Source organism: Tunturiibacter psychrotolerans (genome assembly GCF_051013365.1).
GTDB classification, from domain to species: Bacteria; Acidobacteriota; Terriglobia; order Terriglobales; family Acidobacteriaceae; genus Edaphobacter; species Edaphobacter psychrotolerans_A.
Genome location: NZ_CP132941.1, coordinates 2,825,186 through 2,841,306 on the forward strand (window position 1 = coordinate 2,825,186; position 16,121 = coordinate 2,841,306).

Here is a 16,121-nt window from a genome sequence, read left to right on the forward strand (position 1 = left end):
ATAGAAAATGGAATCGCATAAGAGAGTTATTGGGCCTCCTTTGCTCCTCAATAGAATCAACTAGCTGGGGCGTAGCATCCATAGTCCAAAGGTGTCAGCATAAATTTCGCGAAAACACGGGTTTTTTTTCCCATTTGAGGAAGATGTTTTTTGGGGAGTGACACATAAGTCACAGCATTGGTTACCGAAAGTCGGGTGGGAAGACGGAGAGCGCGCTCATTTAATAAATAAGGAGGATGGGCAAAAATTGACAGTTCCGGCCAAGCACGAGTTTCGAAAAAGGGGATATAACAGCAGACAGCACGCATCGAAGATTGAGTCGTAGGGTGCCCTCGTTTATCTCCGTTGCGATAGAGAAAGAGAGGAATTGAATGAACTCATCATCCGCCGCAGAAAACTCAGCTAAAGCCGAAGCCGTGGAGACCCGCCTTTCTGGCTACGACCTGCTCCTTCATCCGGCACTGAATAAGGGGACCGCGTTTACGGAGGAGGAGCGCGATGCGTTTGCGCTCCACGGATTGCTACCACCGCATGTGGGTAACCTGGAGGATCAGCTGGAACGGCGCATGAAAGCCTTTGACTGTGAGACCAACAGCTTTGATCGCTACAACTTCATGCGCAACTTGCAGGACTCGAATGAGACGTTGTTCTATGCGCTGATTACTGGGAACGTCGAGAAGTTTTTGCCGATCGTGTATACCCCTACGGTGGGTGAAGGGTGCCAGCGATTCAGTGAGACCTGGCTAAAGCCGCGCGGCCTCTTCATTAGCTATCCCAACAAAAAGCGTATCGACCAGATGCTGGCCGACCCGCGCTATGACAAGGTGCGGTGCATCGTCGTGAGTGATGGCGAACGGATTCTTGGTCTTGGCGATCAGGGGGCCGGAGGAATGGGAATACCGATCGGGAAGATGGCTTTGTATACGGCGCTCGCCGGAGTTCATCCGGAGCACTGCCTGCCTGTACTTCTCGATGTTGGAACGGACAACGAGGAGCGGCTGAAAGATCCTATCTATATAGGTTGGCGCAATAAGCGAGTGAGGGGACAGGAGTATGACGACTTCGTGGAAGCATTCGTGTCGGCGGTGAAGCGGCGCTGGCCACATATTCTCCTGCAATGGGAGGACTTTGCCGGCTCGAATGCCAACCGGTTGCTCGAGCGGTATCGCGACCGGCTTTGCACCTTTAATGACGACATTCAGGGAACGGCGGCGGTGGCGACGGCTACTGTGCTTGGAGCGGTACAGGCGACCGGCATTCCGATGAAAGAACAGAGAATCGGTTTCCTCGGTTTTGGTTCTGCCGGAATTGGGATTGCCAATCTGCTTCTTGCCGCGATGAAGGAAGATGGGTTGAGCGAAGAAGACGCACATAAACAGTTTTACCCGGTGGATCGGTACGGGTTGATACTTACAGGGCAGGCGGGGCTTCGGCCGGATCAGGTGCGCTATGCGCGGAAGAAGTCGGATCTGGAGGGGTGGACGCTTTCCGGTTCGGAACAGATTTCGCTTGCGGATGTAGCTCGTAACGCGAAGCTGACGGTGTTAATCGGAGTTTCGAGTCAGGCGGGGGCGTTTACTGAGGAGATTGTGCGCGAGATGGCGAAGCACACAGATCGTCCGGCTATTTTCCCCTTGTCGAACCCTACGTCCAAAAGTGAAGCTACCCCCGCGGACCTTACGAAGTGGACCAATGGTCGCGCTTTGATCGGCACGGGAAGCCCATTCCCTCCAGCTGAGATCAACGGAAAGACCGTGGAGTTCTCCCAGACGAACAACTCCTATATTTTTCCGGGTCTTGCTCTCGGGATTCTGACGTCGAAGGCGAAGCACGTTTCGGATGCGATGATTATGGCCGCTGCGAAGGCTCTTGCGGCTCTCTCTCCGACGCTGAAGAACAAAGAAGCGTCGCTGTTGCCTCCGATCACAGACTCTCGCAAGGTCAGCCTGCCGGTTGCGGAGGCTGTTGGGAAACAGGCAATTGCGGAAGGACTTGCGGGAGTGGCTGATGAGAAGTCATTCGAGGCGGAACTCCGCGAATATGTATGGGAACCGGTCTATCGGCCGTACGTGCGGTTGAACAACTAGTGCAGTCTATCTGGACGATTGGCTGTTGGCGGCTGAAGCCCGAGTGAGGTGAATGTATGGCTACACAAGAAGCGTACGAACTGAAGCATGTTCCGATAGGCGTGGGTGCGACAGGGAAGCGGAAAGAAACGGACTCGATGGGCGAGGTCGAGGTTCCGGCAGATCACTACTGGGGGGCTCAAACCGAGCGCTCTCTGATTCACTTTGCCATTGGGGACGACCACATGCCGAAGCAGGTGTATCACGCTTATGGCTATGTGAAGAAAGCGGCTGCTCAGGTGAATGCGGCGGCAGGGCGGCTCGATCAGTGGAGGGCCGACGCGATCTCCACAGTTGCAGACGAAGTAATCACCGGAAAGTTGGATAGCGAGTTTCCGCTTTTTGTGTGGCAGACGGGCTCGGGGACGCAGTCGAACATGAACGTCAATGAAGTGATCTCCAATCGATCGATTCAACTGCTTGGGGGAGAGCTGGGGAGCAAGGTCCCGGTTCATCCGAATGACCATGTGAACATGGCTCAGTCGTCCAATGACACCTTTCCGACGGCGATGCATATTGCGAGCGTGCTGGAGGTGAAGAGGTATTTGCTGCCGAGAGTGGAGGCCTTGGCGACGGCGATTGAGACGAAGGCGAAACAGTGGCACGATGTTGTCAAAATTGGACGTACGCACCTGGAAGACGCCGTGCCTTTGACGGTTGGGCAGGAGTGGTCAGGCTATGCTGTTCAGATTCGTGACGCTGTTGCATTGATTGAGAGCTCGATGGGAGGGCTCTACCAACTGGCGGCCGGCGGTACGGCGGTTGGGACCGGGTTGAATGCTCCGCCTCGTTTTGGCGAGGAGATTGCGGCGAAGATTGCGGAGTTGACGGGGCTACCCTTTATCACTGCGCCGAATAAATTTGCGGCGCAGGGCTCGCTCGACGCGATGGTGAACGCGCATGCAGCTTTGCGCTCTCTTGCTGTTGCTCTGATGAAGATTGCCAATGATATGCGATGGCTGGCTTCGGGTCCGCGTTGCGGGCTTGGTGAGTTGGTGTTGCCGGCCAATGAGCCAGGGTCTTCGATTATGCCGGGCAAGGTGAATCCGACTCAGTGCGAGGCGATGGTGATGATCTGTATTCAGGTGATCGGGGATGATTCTGCTGTGGCCTTCGCAGGCTCACAGGGCAACTTCGAATTGAATGCGATGCGACCGATCATTATCAACAACTTTCTTCATTCGGCACGGATACTGGCCGATGGGTGTGAGAAGTTCCGCGTCTTCTCGGTCGAGGGGACGACGTTGAATGAAAAACGTATCGCGCAATTTGTGCAGAATTCGCTGATGCTGGTGACTGCGCTGAGCCCGGTGATTGGATATGACAAGGCGTCGAAGATCGCCCATAAAGCGCTTGATGAAGAGACGACCTTGAAGCAGGCAGCGCTAGCAACCGGATGGATCGATGAAAAAACTTTTGATCGTGTGGTCGATCCGAAGACGATGGTGTTCATCGATCGCTAAACGTCGTGATTGTCCGTGAAGATTAAGGACGTAAGTTACGATCCCTGGGCCTGCGTTTGCGTTCGACGCCAACCGGGTAACGGCACTGCCAGTGCAATCGCCAAACCGAGTGCAATTGCGGAGGTCAGAAGGATTGTGTAGATAGCGAGGGATATGGTTTCAGCGACAACTGGGCTGGGCACGCTACCCGCTGCGTGGAGGATCTGAATGCCTCCGATGACTGCACGGAACGCGTAAGAACCTGGAACGAGAGCGACGACACTGGGAAATGCAAATGTGGTGGGGGGAGCTGTGAAAACTCTGGAGAAGATATGCGCCAGGAGGCCTGCGACCATGGAGCTGATGAAGGTTCCGCTGACAATGTCGAGCCCCAAATGCATCAGGGTTGTTCGAAACGCGTGACAACACACGCCGCAAAGAACGCAAGCCCAGGCGACGCGGGGGGTAACGTTGAAGAGGAAGACGTAACCAATCGTTGTCAGCGCGGAGAACACGGCGTCTTCGAAGATTGGAAGCAACGCAGTGGGTCCCCAAACGGGGATGCCAACGCCTGTGATTGCAGTTGCAGCGAAGAGTCCTGATGCTATTGCAGCTATCACCAGGACGGCGAATGACAGCCTGGCAAGGCTTAGCACCATATTGTTATTGATCGCGTCTCGAATGCCGTTGATCAATGGCACTCCGGGCACCAAAATCATTCCGGGTGCGATGAGGCATAATGCCGGGGTTGCGCTCGGGTGCAGCCGCATCCCCAAGCCACCGATGACCCCGCTAACCAGCGCGGAGATGAACGGAATAGCCAACAGATGGACATGCCAGCGGCCGAGTTGCTGACGTATTACAGTCCCAATGGTCGAGGCAACATAGACCGTGGCAAACACGGGCCAGTCACCTCCGAAAAGCCTGGAGAGGCTTGCCCCGGTAAGACCGAGGGCCGCGGCAACGAGCCACCTAGAATAGAGTGGCTTGCTGTTTTCTATAGACGTGAGCCGCGAAGCTGCCGCGGCGGCATCCAGGAGACCGGACGCTGTGTCGTCGGAAGTCCGACTGAGCTCCCCCACTGCAGCCATATTCACATTCGTCGCCGGGATATGTGAGCCGACCTTGGTACGGAACTCATCACCTGCGATTAGAGTGAGCAGGAGCGACTCGTACGTGATCAATAGATGGGTCTCGAAGCCTAACCCGAGGGCGAAATGTTCCACTTCCTCCCTGGTATGTGCTGTGTCAGCGCCGCTAGCCAATAGGAGGCGGCCTAGCTTCAGGGAGAGATGTGCCGCCTCTTCAGTATTGGCGGCATTCGATGAGTTTGTGGTCATGCCATGCTCCGTCAACGCTGAAGGGTCCGCAAAGTCAGTTGGCGAAATGTACCAGAATGACCAACTCTTTTGCAGATTTTATCTAATTAAGGTGTCGCTGAAATCAGGGAAGGTTCCATAGCACGGACGCGCCAGTTCCGAGATGTGTCAGGGGGCATACGAGATAACTAATGGTGTTGCGGGATTAGCGGCCGCGGAAGGTTTGTATAAGGAGCCAAATGTTGAGTCCGGCGATCAGGGATGCGACGGCGTAGCTCAAATATTTGAGCAAGACGTGATTGGCGAACTCGCCCATTCTCTTTCGGTCGCTAGTTAATGCGACGAGAGGAAACACGGCGAAGCTGAGCTGCATGCTCAGGATGACCTGGCTAAGGATGAGGAGATTCGTTGTACCGCGTTCGCCATACAGGAAGGTCACAATCACGGTGGGAATAATAGCGAGGGAACGTGTGATAAGGCGACGCAGCCACGGCGCGAGCCGAAGATGGATGAAACCCTCCATCACGACCTGTCCGGCGAGCGTGCCGGTGATGGTGGAGTTCTGTCCTGAAGCCAACAGAGCGAGAGCGAACATGGTGCTTGCGCCGGAGAAGCCCAACATTGGTGTGAGGAGTTTGTAGGCGTCGCCTATTTCTGCAACCTCAGAGTGGCCACCTTTGTGAAAGACTGCAGCCGCCAGCACCAGGATGGCTGCATTCACAAAGAGCGCGAGCATCAATGCTGTCGCGGAGTCGATGTTCGCGAAGCGGATTGCCTCTCGCTTTCCTTCTGACGTCCTCTTGTAGTCACGCGTCTGGACGATAGAGGAGTGAAGATAGAGGTTGTGCGGCATTACCGTCGCTCCGAGAATGCCAATTGCGATGTACAACATGTTTGGATCAGTGACGATGGCTGCGGACGGAACGACAAGGTTTCGCGCAATGGCTAGCCACTCCGGCCGCGAGAGGAAGATTTCAATGCCAAAGAGAACTGCGATTGTGCCGATGAGTGTGATCACCAGCGCTTCGAGGTAACGGAATCCTCGATTCTGGAGGAGCAAGATCAGCAAAACGTCTGTCCCGGTGATGAGGACCCCAATCAAAAGTGGAATATGGAAGAGCAGTTGGAGGGCAATCGCCGAGCCAATCACTTCGGCAAGATCGCACGCGCCAATCGCGACTTCTGCAAATAACCAGAGAAAGATAGCTGTGGGACGGCTGTAAGTCTCACGGCAGGCTTGCGCCAGGTCTCTCTCAGAGGCGATACCGAGCTTGAGGGCGAGGCTCTGAAGCAAGATCGCCATCAGGTTCGAGATCATGATGACAAAAAGCAGAGTGTAGCCGTACCGAGAACCACCCGCGAGATCGGTCGCCCAGTTGCCTGGGTCCATGTATCCAACCGAAATAAGGAAACCCGGACCCAAAAATCCCAGGACACGCCGCCAGAACCCGCGCGACTGTGTGAGGCGGACGGAAGAAAACACGTCTGGCAGGGACGGCCGTTGTTGGTGGTCGATGTCTAGAACTAGGGGCATGAATGGCGTCGGCACCTTATGCCTAAACATAGTATGCCACAGCATGTTAACGCAGGTTAATAATTTCTATGTTGCTTAGGTTTATCACCCGTTTTGAGGCGTACCCAGACCCTGCCTGAGGCGGATTGACCCAGAGTCACAGGACCGTTAGGGGTCGCTACCAGCATCGTATCGTCGTAGTTGCGTTCTAGTACGCGAACTGTGATCTTTGGCCCAATCCCAAGTTTGTGAAGAAATTCGAGGAGTCGCGAGTCGCGTTCGTAGAGGCTCGCCACAACATAGTCCGTCGCTTGTTGAGCTTCAGAAAGTGCGACCAATCCCCGCCGTTTGATTTGGTCCGGAGTTTCGGGAAGGACCTTGTTGCCATGGGGACAATCGCCGTCTTTTCCCAATTTTTCGATGAGCTTGGCTTCGAATGCGGGCGAGATAGCATGTTCCAGGCGTTCCGCCTCGGTGTGGATCTGATGCCACTCCATGCCGAACATCTCGGAAAGCATCCGTTCTACGAGATGGTGGCGTAATGCTGTATGGTGAGCTGCCTCTCGCCCTTTCGCGGTGAGTTTCAGTGCTCCTTCTCGACCTGCCTCAAGATATCCGTCTTCTCGCAGCCGCTTTACGGCCTTGGTGACTGCGGGGGCAGAGACCTTCAGCCATTGTGCCAGCAAAGCGGGGATGACTGTGTGTCCTTCGCTCTCGGCTTCAATGATGGCCTTGAGATAGTCTTCCCTCGAAATTGTCATTTCCTGAGACATAAATGCAAGTTAACCATGGTAAACCGGATTTGTCACCGTGGGTTCCAACTCCCAGTGGTTATATGGGATAGAGTTTTGTGGGCTTATAGTGTTGCGCTAGGGCAGCAAAGTTGCTGACCAACAAGGCAGTAAGTTCATCTCCTGTTCATTAGCTTTCTTCAAGAGAGCTAAAATCGGTCGAAGGGCCGTGTTCATTCGTCTACGTCTTGGATGATCTGGTCGTTTGAGACTGGCGCGATTTCAAATGGGCGACTCAGTAGCATTCGCAGTGAGAAGTGTCTTGGTCTGTTTTATAACTTTGGATTTGTCAGGCTAACCGTCATTCGCTTGTCGACTATTTCAAAAGCACGGATGCTTCTCCGAGACGTCCTATGGCAACCTCGTCCGAACCAGCGACGCAGTCTTCCCGGAACGCGGCTGATCGCCTCGCCGTTAAGCTTCGGACGGCATGGCAGGATCTGAGGAGTTGCACTGACGGAGCAGCTCATGCCGCGGCTCTCGTTCAGCAAGCTAACGCCGATCTGCAAAATCTGCAGGAGATGCGCGCTTGGTACGAGGAAACGAGTCGGCAACTTTTGATGGACCCTCTTGAGCGGTTTCTCAAATTGCAGCCCGTCAAGAGCGCACTTGATGCGCTCAGTATGCGTGATCCGGAGATATCTCCTCGCGCACTCAATGCCAGGTCGCGAATCGATAAGAAGTTCCAGCGGGTCTTGATTGCAACGGCGCTTGATCTTCCCGAACTCTGGCGGATCTTCCGCGCTGGAAGCAATGTTGCCGAGTCGCAGTCGTGGCAGAAGCGTCGGGAGGCGCACAACAAAGAAGCTTCAGCGCTTCTCGACCGCTATGCACGGTGGGCGCAGAAGGCGATAGGCGAAGAGAAGAAGAGAGAGGAAGCACCAAGGGATCCGAGAAACGACTTATGGTGGCGGCAACATCGTGCATTGCTTGAGACGCTCCTAGTCGAGATGGCATGGCGCAACCTCACGCTAACCTGGTTTTCTGCGACCGAGACGTTGATCGGCGATGTTCATCGGGAGAGTGAGGAAGCCCGCTCGCACAGATCCGCAACGTTGCGGTGGCTCGAGGAGGGCGCACGATCCGATCTGGCTCAGGACAGTTTTGCTCTCATCACACCAGAGGAACGCCTACGCGGATGGGCTCTTCCGATTGAATCCGAGGCTCGCCTTAAGATGGCCGAACGGACCGAGTTACTGGTAGGCGGCTTTCGCCCGCGGTTGCGGCGTATCGCGATGCGCTCTCGATTCCTAAGGGCTTTCGATGTATATGCGCGCAAACGAATGCGAGGGCTCATTGAACATTCCTGGCAAATGACCGCGCGTGTGGTGCGTGACGCGGAGCAATCGAAGGAGATGATCGCTTATTGGGGCGAAACGTCCCTGGACCGGCCAGCTGAGGCATCGCAGCTCATCGAAGAGGCACGTCAGAATGCGATGATCGCACTCGTCGAGGAGCCCACGCTGGTTCCGGTCGAAGAACTGAATCGAGAAGCGGTCGAAGCATTCTGGAGATGGCATCAGGCTGGTTCGCTCATGCTCGAAGCGGAGCAAGATGGATGGTTTGCCTTTCTACGGCGTCCACGCGCTCGGAGTTTTCTTCCGACTGCTATTGAAATGTTGGGATTGCAAAGCCGAACAGCTCTACTGGGAAGCGCCCACTGGGTAAGGGGTCGCGTAGAACGCACGATGGAGTCAGTGGGAGGCAGAGTACCAACTCATCCCGTTTTGCCTCCTGTGATTCGACGGACAACCCTTCGGGATACCTTGGCGCTTCCGGCGGCAAAACGCGAGTTGCCGCCGCTCTATCGACTGCTCTTTCGGTTAGCTCCTGTGGAGGATCGTCGCTTTCTAGTGGGTCGGGATCAGGAGTTGGCAGGTATCGATCAGGCTGTAACAGATTGGGAGGCCGGAAGATTTGCGGCATGTCTGCTGATTGGCGCGCGAGGTAGCGGCAAGACGAGCCTGTTGAATTGTGCTGTTCGAGAAACAATTGCTAATCATTGCTTGATTCGCTCGGAGTTTAACGATCGGCTGCTCCGCCCGGAGCAGCTAGATGCGTTTCTTCGTTCGTTGCTGGGACTGCGCGGCGACGACGATCTGTTGAAGGCGCTCGCGTCCGAACGGCGCATTCTCATTCTGGAAGAGAGCGAGCGAGTTTTCCTGAGAACGGTAGACGGCTTTGCAGTGGTTCATCATCTCATGCACTTGATCCATCGCACTGCCGCGACGACGTTATGGCTTATCGTGATGAACGACAGGTCGTTTCGTGTGCTCGACGCCGCGACGCATCTTCATCGAGTCTTCTCGCACCGGATTAATGCCATGAGCGTCTCCCGAAGCGATCTTGAAACCGCGATTCTAGAGAGACATCGGCTCTCCGGGCTGCGGTTGGAGTTCGCGCCCCCGCCGGCAGGAGATCCTAGGGTAAATCGAGCGAAGCGATGGTTTGGCATTGAGGATTCGCCGCAAAAGCTCTTCTTCGATTCTTTGTTGCAGCAGTCGGAAGGCATCTTTCGCTCTGCATTCGAGCTTTGGCTCAGCTCGATTGAACGCGTCGAGGGCGATACGATTCATATTCGCCAACCGCTTGATCCTTCATTCAACCTGTTTCGTAGCGAGCTTGCGCAGGAAGACCATTTCACGTTGCTCGTGATTCAGGAACATGGCTCACTGACTCAGGAGGAGTTAGCCGAGGTTCTGTGCGAATCGCCGGACAAGAGCCGAGGCCGGACCGAGCGCCTGACTGCCTTGGGCTTGATCGAATTGGATCCCGAACATCCCGGGCTGCGGGTAAAACCGGAGGCGCAGCGCTTCGTAAACGACCTCTTGCGGCGAGCAAATCTGACATAAGGGATACTGCGCATGCTAAACAACGAACCGAAGATACTTCAGTTGACTCAAGGGGGAGAAGCAAATGTGCTGGCTCAGTTGTCCCTCGTAAAGATTCTGATTGTGGTCGTGCTGGTTGTCGCGGCGTGGGCTCTTCTCAAATGGATACGTGGCCTTTTCGATGGCCTCGAAAAGCACAACCCGAGGTTGAGGTTTCTTTTGCGGCAGGTGGAACCGCCTCTGCGGGTCGCAATCTGGTTTGCCGCGCTTCTTCTTTCTGCGGAGATTCTCGCTCCATCAAAGAGTGCATTTTTAGCGGCACTGGGATCTGCAGCTCTCGCTATCGGTTTGGGATTGCAGGATCTGATTAAGAATCTAATAGGAGGCTTTGTGGTCATTGTCGACCGTCCATTTCAGACGGGCGATCGAGTGGAGTTCGGAGAGGCGTGTGGTGAGGTGAAGCAAATCGGGCTGCGCAGTACGAAGGTGCTAGCGGACTCTGGAATGCTGGTCACGATCCCAAATGCGGACGCGCTGACCAAGCCGATTTTCAACGCCAATATGGGAGTGGCTGAGTGTATGGTCTCTGCTGAAGTGGCGCTCCCTGCCAGTGCCGATGTGGATGAGGCGTTGAAGCTGTGTCGCGAAGTCGCGGTGTGTTGTCCCTACACCTACCTTGGTCGTCACGTTGAAGTCGATCTGCATGAAGATAACAGGCGACAGAAGATTATGCTGCTCGTGATCCAGGCATATGTCTACGATCATCGCTTCGCCTCTGCTATGAAGACAGAGATCCTGCGTCGAACACAACGCGAGTTCTTATCGCACGGGATTTTGACTCATACGGATGGCACGCCACATCATCACGGAGAGTAACTCTAACCTTGAGTTAGGATTGGCCGCTCAGAGTCGCCGTTTGAGTGCTCTCGTATCTTGTTGTCCCTAGAGAGGGACGTGGTTTTTAAGTCCAGGATCTAATGTTCGAATCCTCATTGATCTTTGCTCACATTGATCTTTGGTCATATTGGTTCGAACAAGGCGATATGACAGGCTAATGCTCATCAGACCAGTGAACTTGACGATTAAATGAAGTCCGGTGTGAACTGATAAGACGGGGGGAAGGTCTTTGCCCACGTGAAGGTCTCGGTTGTGGCTCAAGAACCAACGTGAAAGTAGAATAGGCACCCTAGATCGGATGGCCCACCGCCGTCAGAATCAGAAAAATGCAGAGCAGGTCTCCAGATTGTCGAGTTAAGATTCCCGGGACCGCAAAGAGATAGGATGTCGCCATCTTAAGGGCCACGTAGTTCTACGGCTTAATGCTTGCATTCAAACAAACTGACTCAACTGAAGTGAGCACATCGGAGGAAGGACATGGCAAATTTGAAGAACGAAGTTCAGAGTAACGACGCGGCGAGCGTCGCTAGAGTCGATATGAAGTTCGAGATTGTCGTCATCCCAGTTTCGGATGTCGATCGTGCGAAGGAGTTCTACGTGAGGCTCGGGTGGCGGCTCGATGCCGACTATGCCACCGATGACTTCCGCGTGATTCAGTTCACGCCGCCTGGCTCCCAGTGTTCGGTCATCTTCGGCAAGAACGTCACAGCGGCTGCACCCGGCTCCGCCCAGGGTCTATACCTGATCGTCTCCGATATTGCGGCCGCCCGCGCCAAGTTGCTCAGTCTTGGTGTAAAGGTGAGTGAGGTGTTCCACAACGAGGGCGTGTACACCGGCCCAGATGAGCCCTACCTCTTCGGGCGAATGCGAGTCAGCGGTCCTGACTCCGAGCATCGCAGCTATCGCTCGTTCGCCTCATTCCACGATCCGGACGGCAACGGCTGGCTGTTCCAGGAGCTCACGACGCGACTGCCCGGTCGCATTGACGCTGCGGCGACGAGCTTCGCATCGGCCAATGATCTGGCGAGTGCGCTCCGGCGTGCCGCAGGGGCCCACGGCGAACATGAGAAGCGCACCGGCGGTCAGCACGATGAGAACTGGCCGGATTGGTACGCCCAGTACATGGTGCGCGAGCAGTCCGGCGAAGAGCTACCGCAATGAATCGAAGACTACTCTCTGGATCAGCTAGCAAGCGTGCGTTGGCTTGCTGGAATCAGTAAGTCCTCAATACGAACCGGCAGATCACGTACACGAATGCCTGTCGCGTGGTATACTGCGTTCGTGATCGCCGCGGCAATTCCAGCAAGACCTATCTCGCCGACCCCTCGAGCTCCGAGCGCGTTAAGCTCGTAGTCCGGATAGTCGAGAAAGGTGACATCGATCTCCGGCGTGTCCGCGTTTACGGATACAACATAGTCGGCAAGGTTGTTGTTGATTGGTGCACCCGAGCGCGGGTCGTACATCGTCTCTTCAAACATAGCCATCCCGACACCCATCACCACTGCGCCTTCTATTTGGTTGCGCGCTGGTCGTGGATTCAGGATGCGACCAGCATCGATGACCGTGACGACGCGGCTCACACGAAGGCGTGCTATCTCGGGCTGCCAAGTCACTTCCGCAAATTGCGCACCGTACGAATGGAATGAGAACTTCGGCTTTGAAGCTCCAAAGGTACCGTCAGACTTGCCCGTACCCGAAACGGAGTTGACGTTGGCGATCCTCAGTATCTCTGTCATCGGCACCCCAGCTGTTCCTTGCCCCTTCAAACGAACAGTTCCGTCGACAAGTTCGATATCTTCCTGCTTCTTGCCCAGGAATGGTGACCCATTCGACTTGATGGCTGCGAGGAGTAGGGCTTTGCCTGCATTCTGCGCCGCGGCGAGGACTGCCGGCGTCATCGAGGCAGTGACCCAGGAGCCGCCCGAAATCGGTCCCGGTGGAAGCGAAGAGTCGCCGAGTACGACATCGATTCTATTGACTGGAATTCCCGTCTCGTGGCTCACTACCTGAGCCATAACGGTGTAGGTTCCTCCGCCAATGTCCTGGGTACCGCAGGCAACGCGCGCAGAGCCATCTTGTAGAAGTTCTACCGTCGCTTCCGTCTCAATTCGCGCCGCCAACCAAGAGCATGCTGCGACACCCCAGCCCAACGTGAGACCATCGCGCTTCATCGATCCGACCTCGGGAGTTCGCCGCGACCATCCGAACTTTTCCGCCCCGACAGTGAGGCACTCCTTCATGTGCCGTGAAGAGAAGGGAATGTTCAAGCTCTCGTCCAGCGCAGGCTCATTCTTCAACCGTAACTGGACGGGATCCATCTTCAGCGCAATCGCCAACTCATCCATTGCCGATTCCAACGCGAACAGTCCTGGCACCGCACCGGGACCACGCATTGCGGTAGGGTTGCCGACGTTACGGCGTGCGAGGCCTCCGGTCACAAGCAGGTTGGAAGTGCTGTACATGAACGGAGTGACTTCGCCACAACCTTCGTCGTAGTCATCGAGCATCGAAGTGTGGTTGATGTAATCCTGTTGTACAGCAGTTAATTTACCGTCGGCATCGGCTGCGAGTTGGATTCGCTGGTCGATTGCGGGTCTATGACCGACGCTTTGGAACATCATCTGCCGGCTTACCACCAGTTTGACTGGGCGCTTAAGGTTGCGGGCACACGCGGCTGCTAACAAACCATGTGGCCATGGCCACAACTTGCCGCCAAATCCCGACCCTAAGTACCGAGTGATCACCTGCACCTGTTCTGGAGGGACACCAAGCATCTGCGCCATCACATCGCGATGATTCACAACCGCTTGCGAGGTTTCGTACAGCGTGTACCTCTGCCCATCGTAGACTGCGACTGAAGCATGCAACTCGATAGGGTTGTGTGTCTCCACCGGAATTGTATATACCTCATCGACCTTCATCTTTGCCGCATTCAACGCGGCAGTCGTATCTCCGCGTTTGCTTTTCTCTTCAGGTTTGTCTGTGGTAAGTGAGGTTCCCAGGAGCTTGGCACCCGTGTTCGGCTTCTCTTTGTTGTAGGTCACCGTGACACTCTCGGCCGCAGCGCGTGCCTGTTCGACTGTCTGCGCGACGGCGACAGCAACGTACTGGCCGTAATAACGAATTGTGTCGTCCTCAAACGGGGGGCGCTTTTCATCAATGATCATGGTGAACCCGGTTGAAGGAGGTACACGGTAAAGCTTTCCGATGTTTTCCCGATGGTATACAGCGACGACGCCAGGCATCTTCTCCGCTGCACCTGTGTCCAGGCGCGTGATTGTGCCGTTCGAAATCGTTGCGCAGACCGGCCACGCGTAGAGTAGGCCAGGGAAGTGGTGGTCTGAGGCGTACATCGCCGAGCCGCTTACTTTGAGTGGACCATCTATCCGAGGCGTCGCAACGCCGATCACCTTCGATTCAGTTACCCGATCCATCGTTCTCTCCTTAGGCGCTTTGACTCGCCTGCGCCATCGCGTGCACCAAGCAGCGCTTTGCCAGCTCTACTTTGAATCTGTTCTGGCTTTGAGGTTTCGCGCCGTGAAGAGCACCCTCGGCGGCGGCGACGAAGTTAGAGGCAGTCGCCGGTTTTCCAATTAATATTTTTTCAGCTTCTACAGAGCGCCAGGGCTTCGTCCCCACTCCGCCCATTGCGACGCGAATGAAATCGATTCTGTCGCTGCTCTGCTTCATCACGATCGCCGCGGAAGCCAAGGCAAACTCATAGGAGGCACGGTCACGAAGCTTCAGGTAGACGCTCTTTGCGCCAGGAGGCATCTTCGGTAGTGTGACGTATGCCACCAAATCCCCCGGCTCCAAGACGGTCTCAAGCTGAGGAGTGGATCCGGGCACAAGGTAGAACTCCCCGATAGGTACGGTCCGCGGTCCCTTTACCCCCTCAATATGCACCATGGCATCGAGTGCCATCAGAGCGACGTTCTGGTCGGAGGGGTTTGTCGCAATGCAGTGCTCGCTCGTACCAAGAATCGCCAGCATTCGGTTGTAGCCACCGATAGCAGAACATCCAGAACCAGGTTCGCGCTTATTGCATCCTGTGGCTGTATCCCTGTAGTACACGCAGCGCGTCTTCTGGAGCAGGTTGCCTGCTGTGGTTGCCATATTACGCAGCTGGGGTGACGCACCCGACAGCAAGGCTTGCGAAAGAACCGCATACTGTTCCTTCACCACTGCGTCCTGAGCCACGTCCGCATTCCTCGCGAGAGCTCCAATCTTCAGCCCACCGTCCGCGGTCTTCTCGATCCGGTCGAGTGGCAGACCATTGATGTCCACCAATTCCTTAGGACGTTCGACGTTCAATTTCATATAGTCGATCAGGTTGGTTCCACCCGCAATGAAACGTATCTCCGCGCCATTTTGCGCTGTGGACGACTTCGCCTGAGCCTTCACTGCATCTGGTATCGTTCGCGCCGTCACCAGTTCGAAGAGTTCCATCGTTGGTCTCCTGTCTTACCCTATCCGCCGAACCGCCTGGACCGCCGCGACGATATTCGGATATGCCCCGCAGCGGCAGATATTGCCGCTCATAGCTTCCTTTACATCGCTATCTCCGGCTCCCCAAGGTTCCTTGACCATGGCTACGGCAGACATAATCTGCCCAGAGGTGCAATAGCCGCACTGATAGCCATCGTGCTCCACGAACGCCTCTTGCATCGGATGCAAGTGGCCTGGCTGACCGACACCTTCGATTGTGGTAATTTCAGCGGTTTGTTGCATTGCTGCAAACGTCAGGCAGCTGTTCACGCGCCGGCCATTGATATGCACCGTGCAAGCTCCACACTGCCCGTGGTCACAGCCTTTTTTGGTCCCGGTCAGATACAACGTTTCGCGTAAGGTGTCCAGCAGCGTGGCGCGCGGATCAATCTGAACCGAATATGCCTGACCGTTCACCCTCAAAGTCACAGGCACCCTTCCTGGAATAGCGTGGCCTTCAGAGCCTGTTCTCTCTTGGGCCTGAGTGATCGCTGGAGTGATTGCCAGCGGAGCGACCCCAGTCGCGGCCGTGGCAACTCCCGCTGCTCCTATATGGGAAAGAAATGATCTTCGGCTCAATTTCCCTAGCGAAGACATCGGTCCCTTTGTGTCTTTCTCATCGATAGCCAAGTACCACCTCCCCGACACGGCTCTCTTGGACGCATGCAATTATTCCACATCTGGCGATGCTTGAGGTTTTGGTAGACCGACGTC

At 55.4% G+C, this 16,121-nt stretch carries 11 protein-coding genes and 1 pseudogene; 5 read left to right on the top strand and 7 right to left on the bottom strand.

The annotated features are described in order from the left end of the window. The first annotated feature begins 371 nt into the window (after positions 1–371). Together RBB76_RS11830 and fumC are read left to right on the top strand one after the other, a co-directional pair. A complete protein-coding gene (locus RBB76_RS11830) occupies positions 372–2,087 on the top strand; it encodes an NAD-dependent malic enzyme (protein WP_429631908.1) in 1,716 nt (571 codons plus the stop codon). Positions 2,088–2,143: 56 nt separating this feature from the next. After that, on the top strand, positions 2,144–3,589 hold the full coding sequence (gene fumC / locus RBB76_RS11835) for a class II fumarate hydratase (protein WP_429631906.1): 1,446 nt from the start codon (positions 2,144–2,146) through the stop codon (positions 3,587–3,589). A 35-nt stretch (positions 3,590–3,624) separates the two neighbouring features. On the opposite strand, the gene RBB76_RS11840 is transcribed toward fumC, so the two are convergent. The 3 genes from RBB76_RS11840 to RBB76_RS11850 all read right to left on the bottom strand — a co-directional run bounded on the left by RBB76_RS11840 (position 3,625) and on the right by RBB76_RS11850 (position 7,173). After that, complete coding sequence (locus tag RBB76_RS11840) at positions 3,625–4,908, bottom strand: threonine/serine ThrE exporter family protein (protein ID WP_429631904.1); 1,284 nt, start codon at positions 4,906–4,908, stop codon at positions 3,625–3,627. 184 nt (positions 4,909–5,092) lie between these two features. After that, positions 5,093–6,421, bottom strand: coding sequence for an Nramp family divalent metal transporter (locus tag RBB76_RS11845; protein WP_429631902.1), 1,329 nt, complete (start codon positions 6,419–6,421; stop codon positions 5,093–5,095). Positions 6,422–6,477: 56 nt separating this feature from the next. After that, positions 6,478–7,173, bottom strand: a complete 696-nt coding sequence (locus RBB76_RS11850; RefSeq protein WP_429631900.1) for a metal-dependent transcriptional regulator — start codon at positions 7,171–7,173, stop codon at positions 6,478–6,480. A gap of 371 nt (positions 7,174–7,544) precedes the next feature. Between RBB76_RS11850 and RBB76_RS11855 the strand changes: the two genes are divergently transcribed. The 3 genes from RBB76_RS11855 to RBB76_RS11865 all read left to right on the top strand — a co-directional run bounded on the left by RBB76_RS11855 (position 7,545) and on the right by RBB76_RS11865 (position 12,080). After that, entirely contained in the window at positions 7,545–10,043 is a 2,499-nt protein-coding gene (locus RBB76_RS11855) for an AAA family ATPase (protein WP_429631898.1), read from the top strand. 12 nt (positions 10,044–10,055) lie between these two features. Beyond that, entirely contained in the window at positions 10,056–10,898 is an 843-nt protein-coding gene (locus RBB76_RS11860) for a mechanosensitive ion channel family protein (protein ID WP_429631896.1), read from the top strand. 498 nt (positions 10,899–11,396) lie between these two features. Beyond that, positions 11,397–12,080, top strand: a complete 684-nt coding sequence (locus tag RBB76_RS11865) for a VOC family protein (protein WP_429631894.1) — start codon at positions 11,397–11,399, stop codon at positions 12,078–12,080. Positions 12,081–12,100: 20 nt separating this feature from the next. On the opposite strand, the gene RBB76_RS11870 is transcribed toward RBB76_RS11865, so the two are convergent. The 4 genes and pseudogenes from RBB76_RS11870 to RBB76_RS11885 form a co-directional block, all read right to left on the bottom strand. Beyond that, positions 12,101–14,353: a xanthine dehydrogenase family protein molybdopterin-binding subunit gene (locus RBB76_RS11870; protein ID WP_429631892.1), complete on the bottom strand. Its 2,253-nt coding sequence runs from the start codon at positions 14,351–14,353 to the stop codon at positions 12,101–12,103. A gap of 10 nt (positions 14,354–14,363) precedes the next feature. Further along, complete coding sequence (locus RBB76_RS11875; protein WP_429631890.1) at positions 14,364–15,368, bottom strand: FAD binding domain-containing protein; 1,005 nt, start codon at positions 15,366–15,368, stop codon at positions 14,364–14,366. Positions 15,369–15,383: 15 nt separating this feature from the next. Beyond that, entirely contained in the window at positions 15,384–15,836 is a 453-nt protein-coding gene (locus RBB76_RS11880) for a (2Fe-2S)-binding protein (protein WP_429631929.1), read from the bottom strand. Positions 15,837–15,920: 84 nt separating this feature from the next. Further along, a pseudogene (locus RBB76_RS11885) lies at positions 15,921–16,004 on the bottom strand (twin-arginine translocation signal domain-containing protein); the annotation flags it as partial. Positions 16,005–16,121 lie beyond the last annotated feature (117 nt).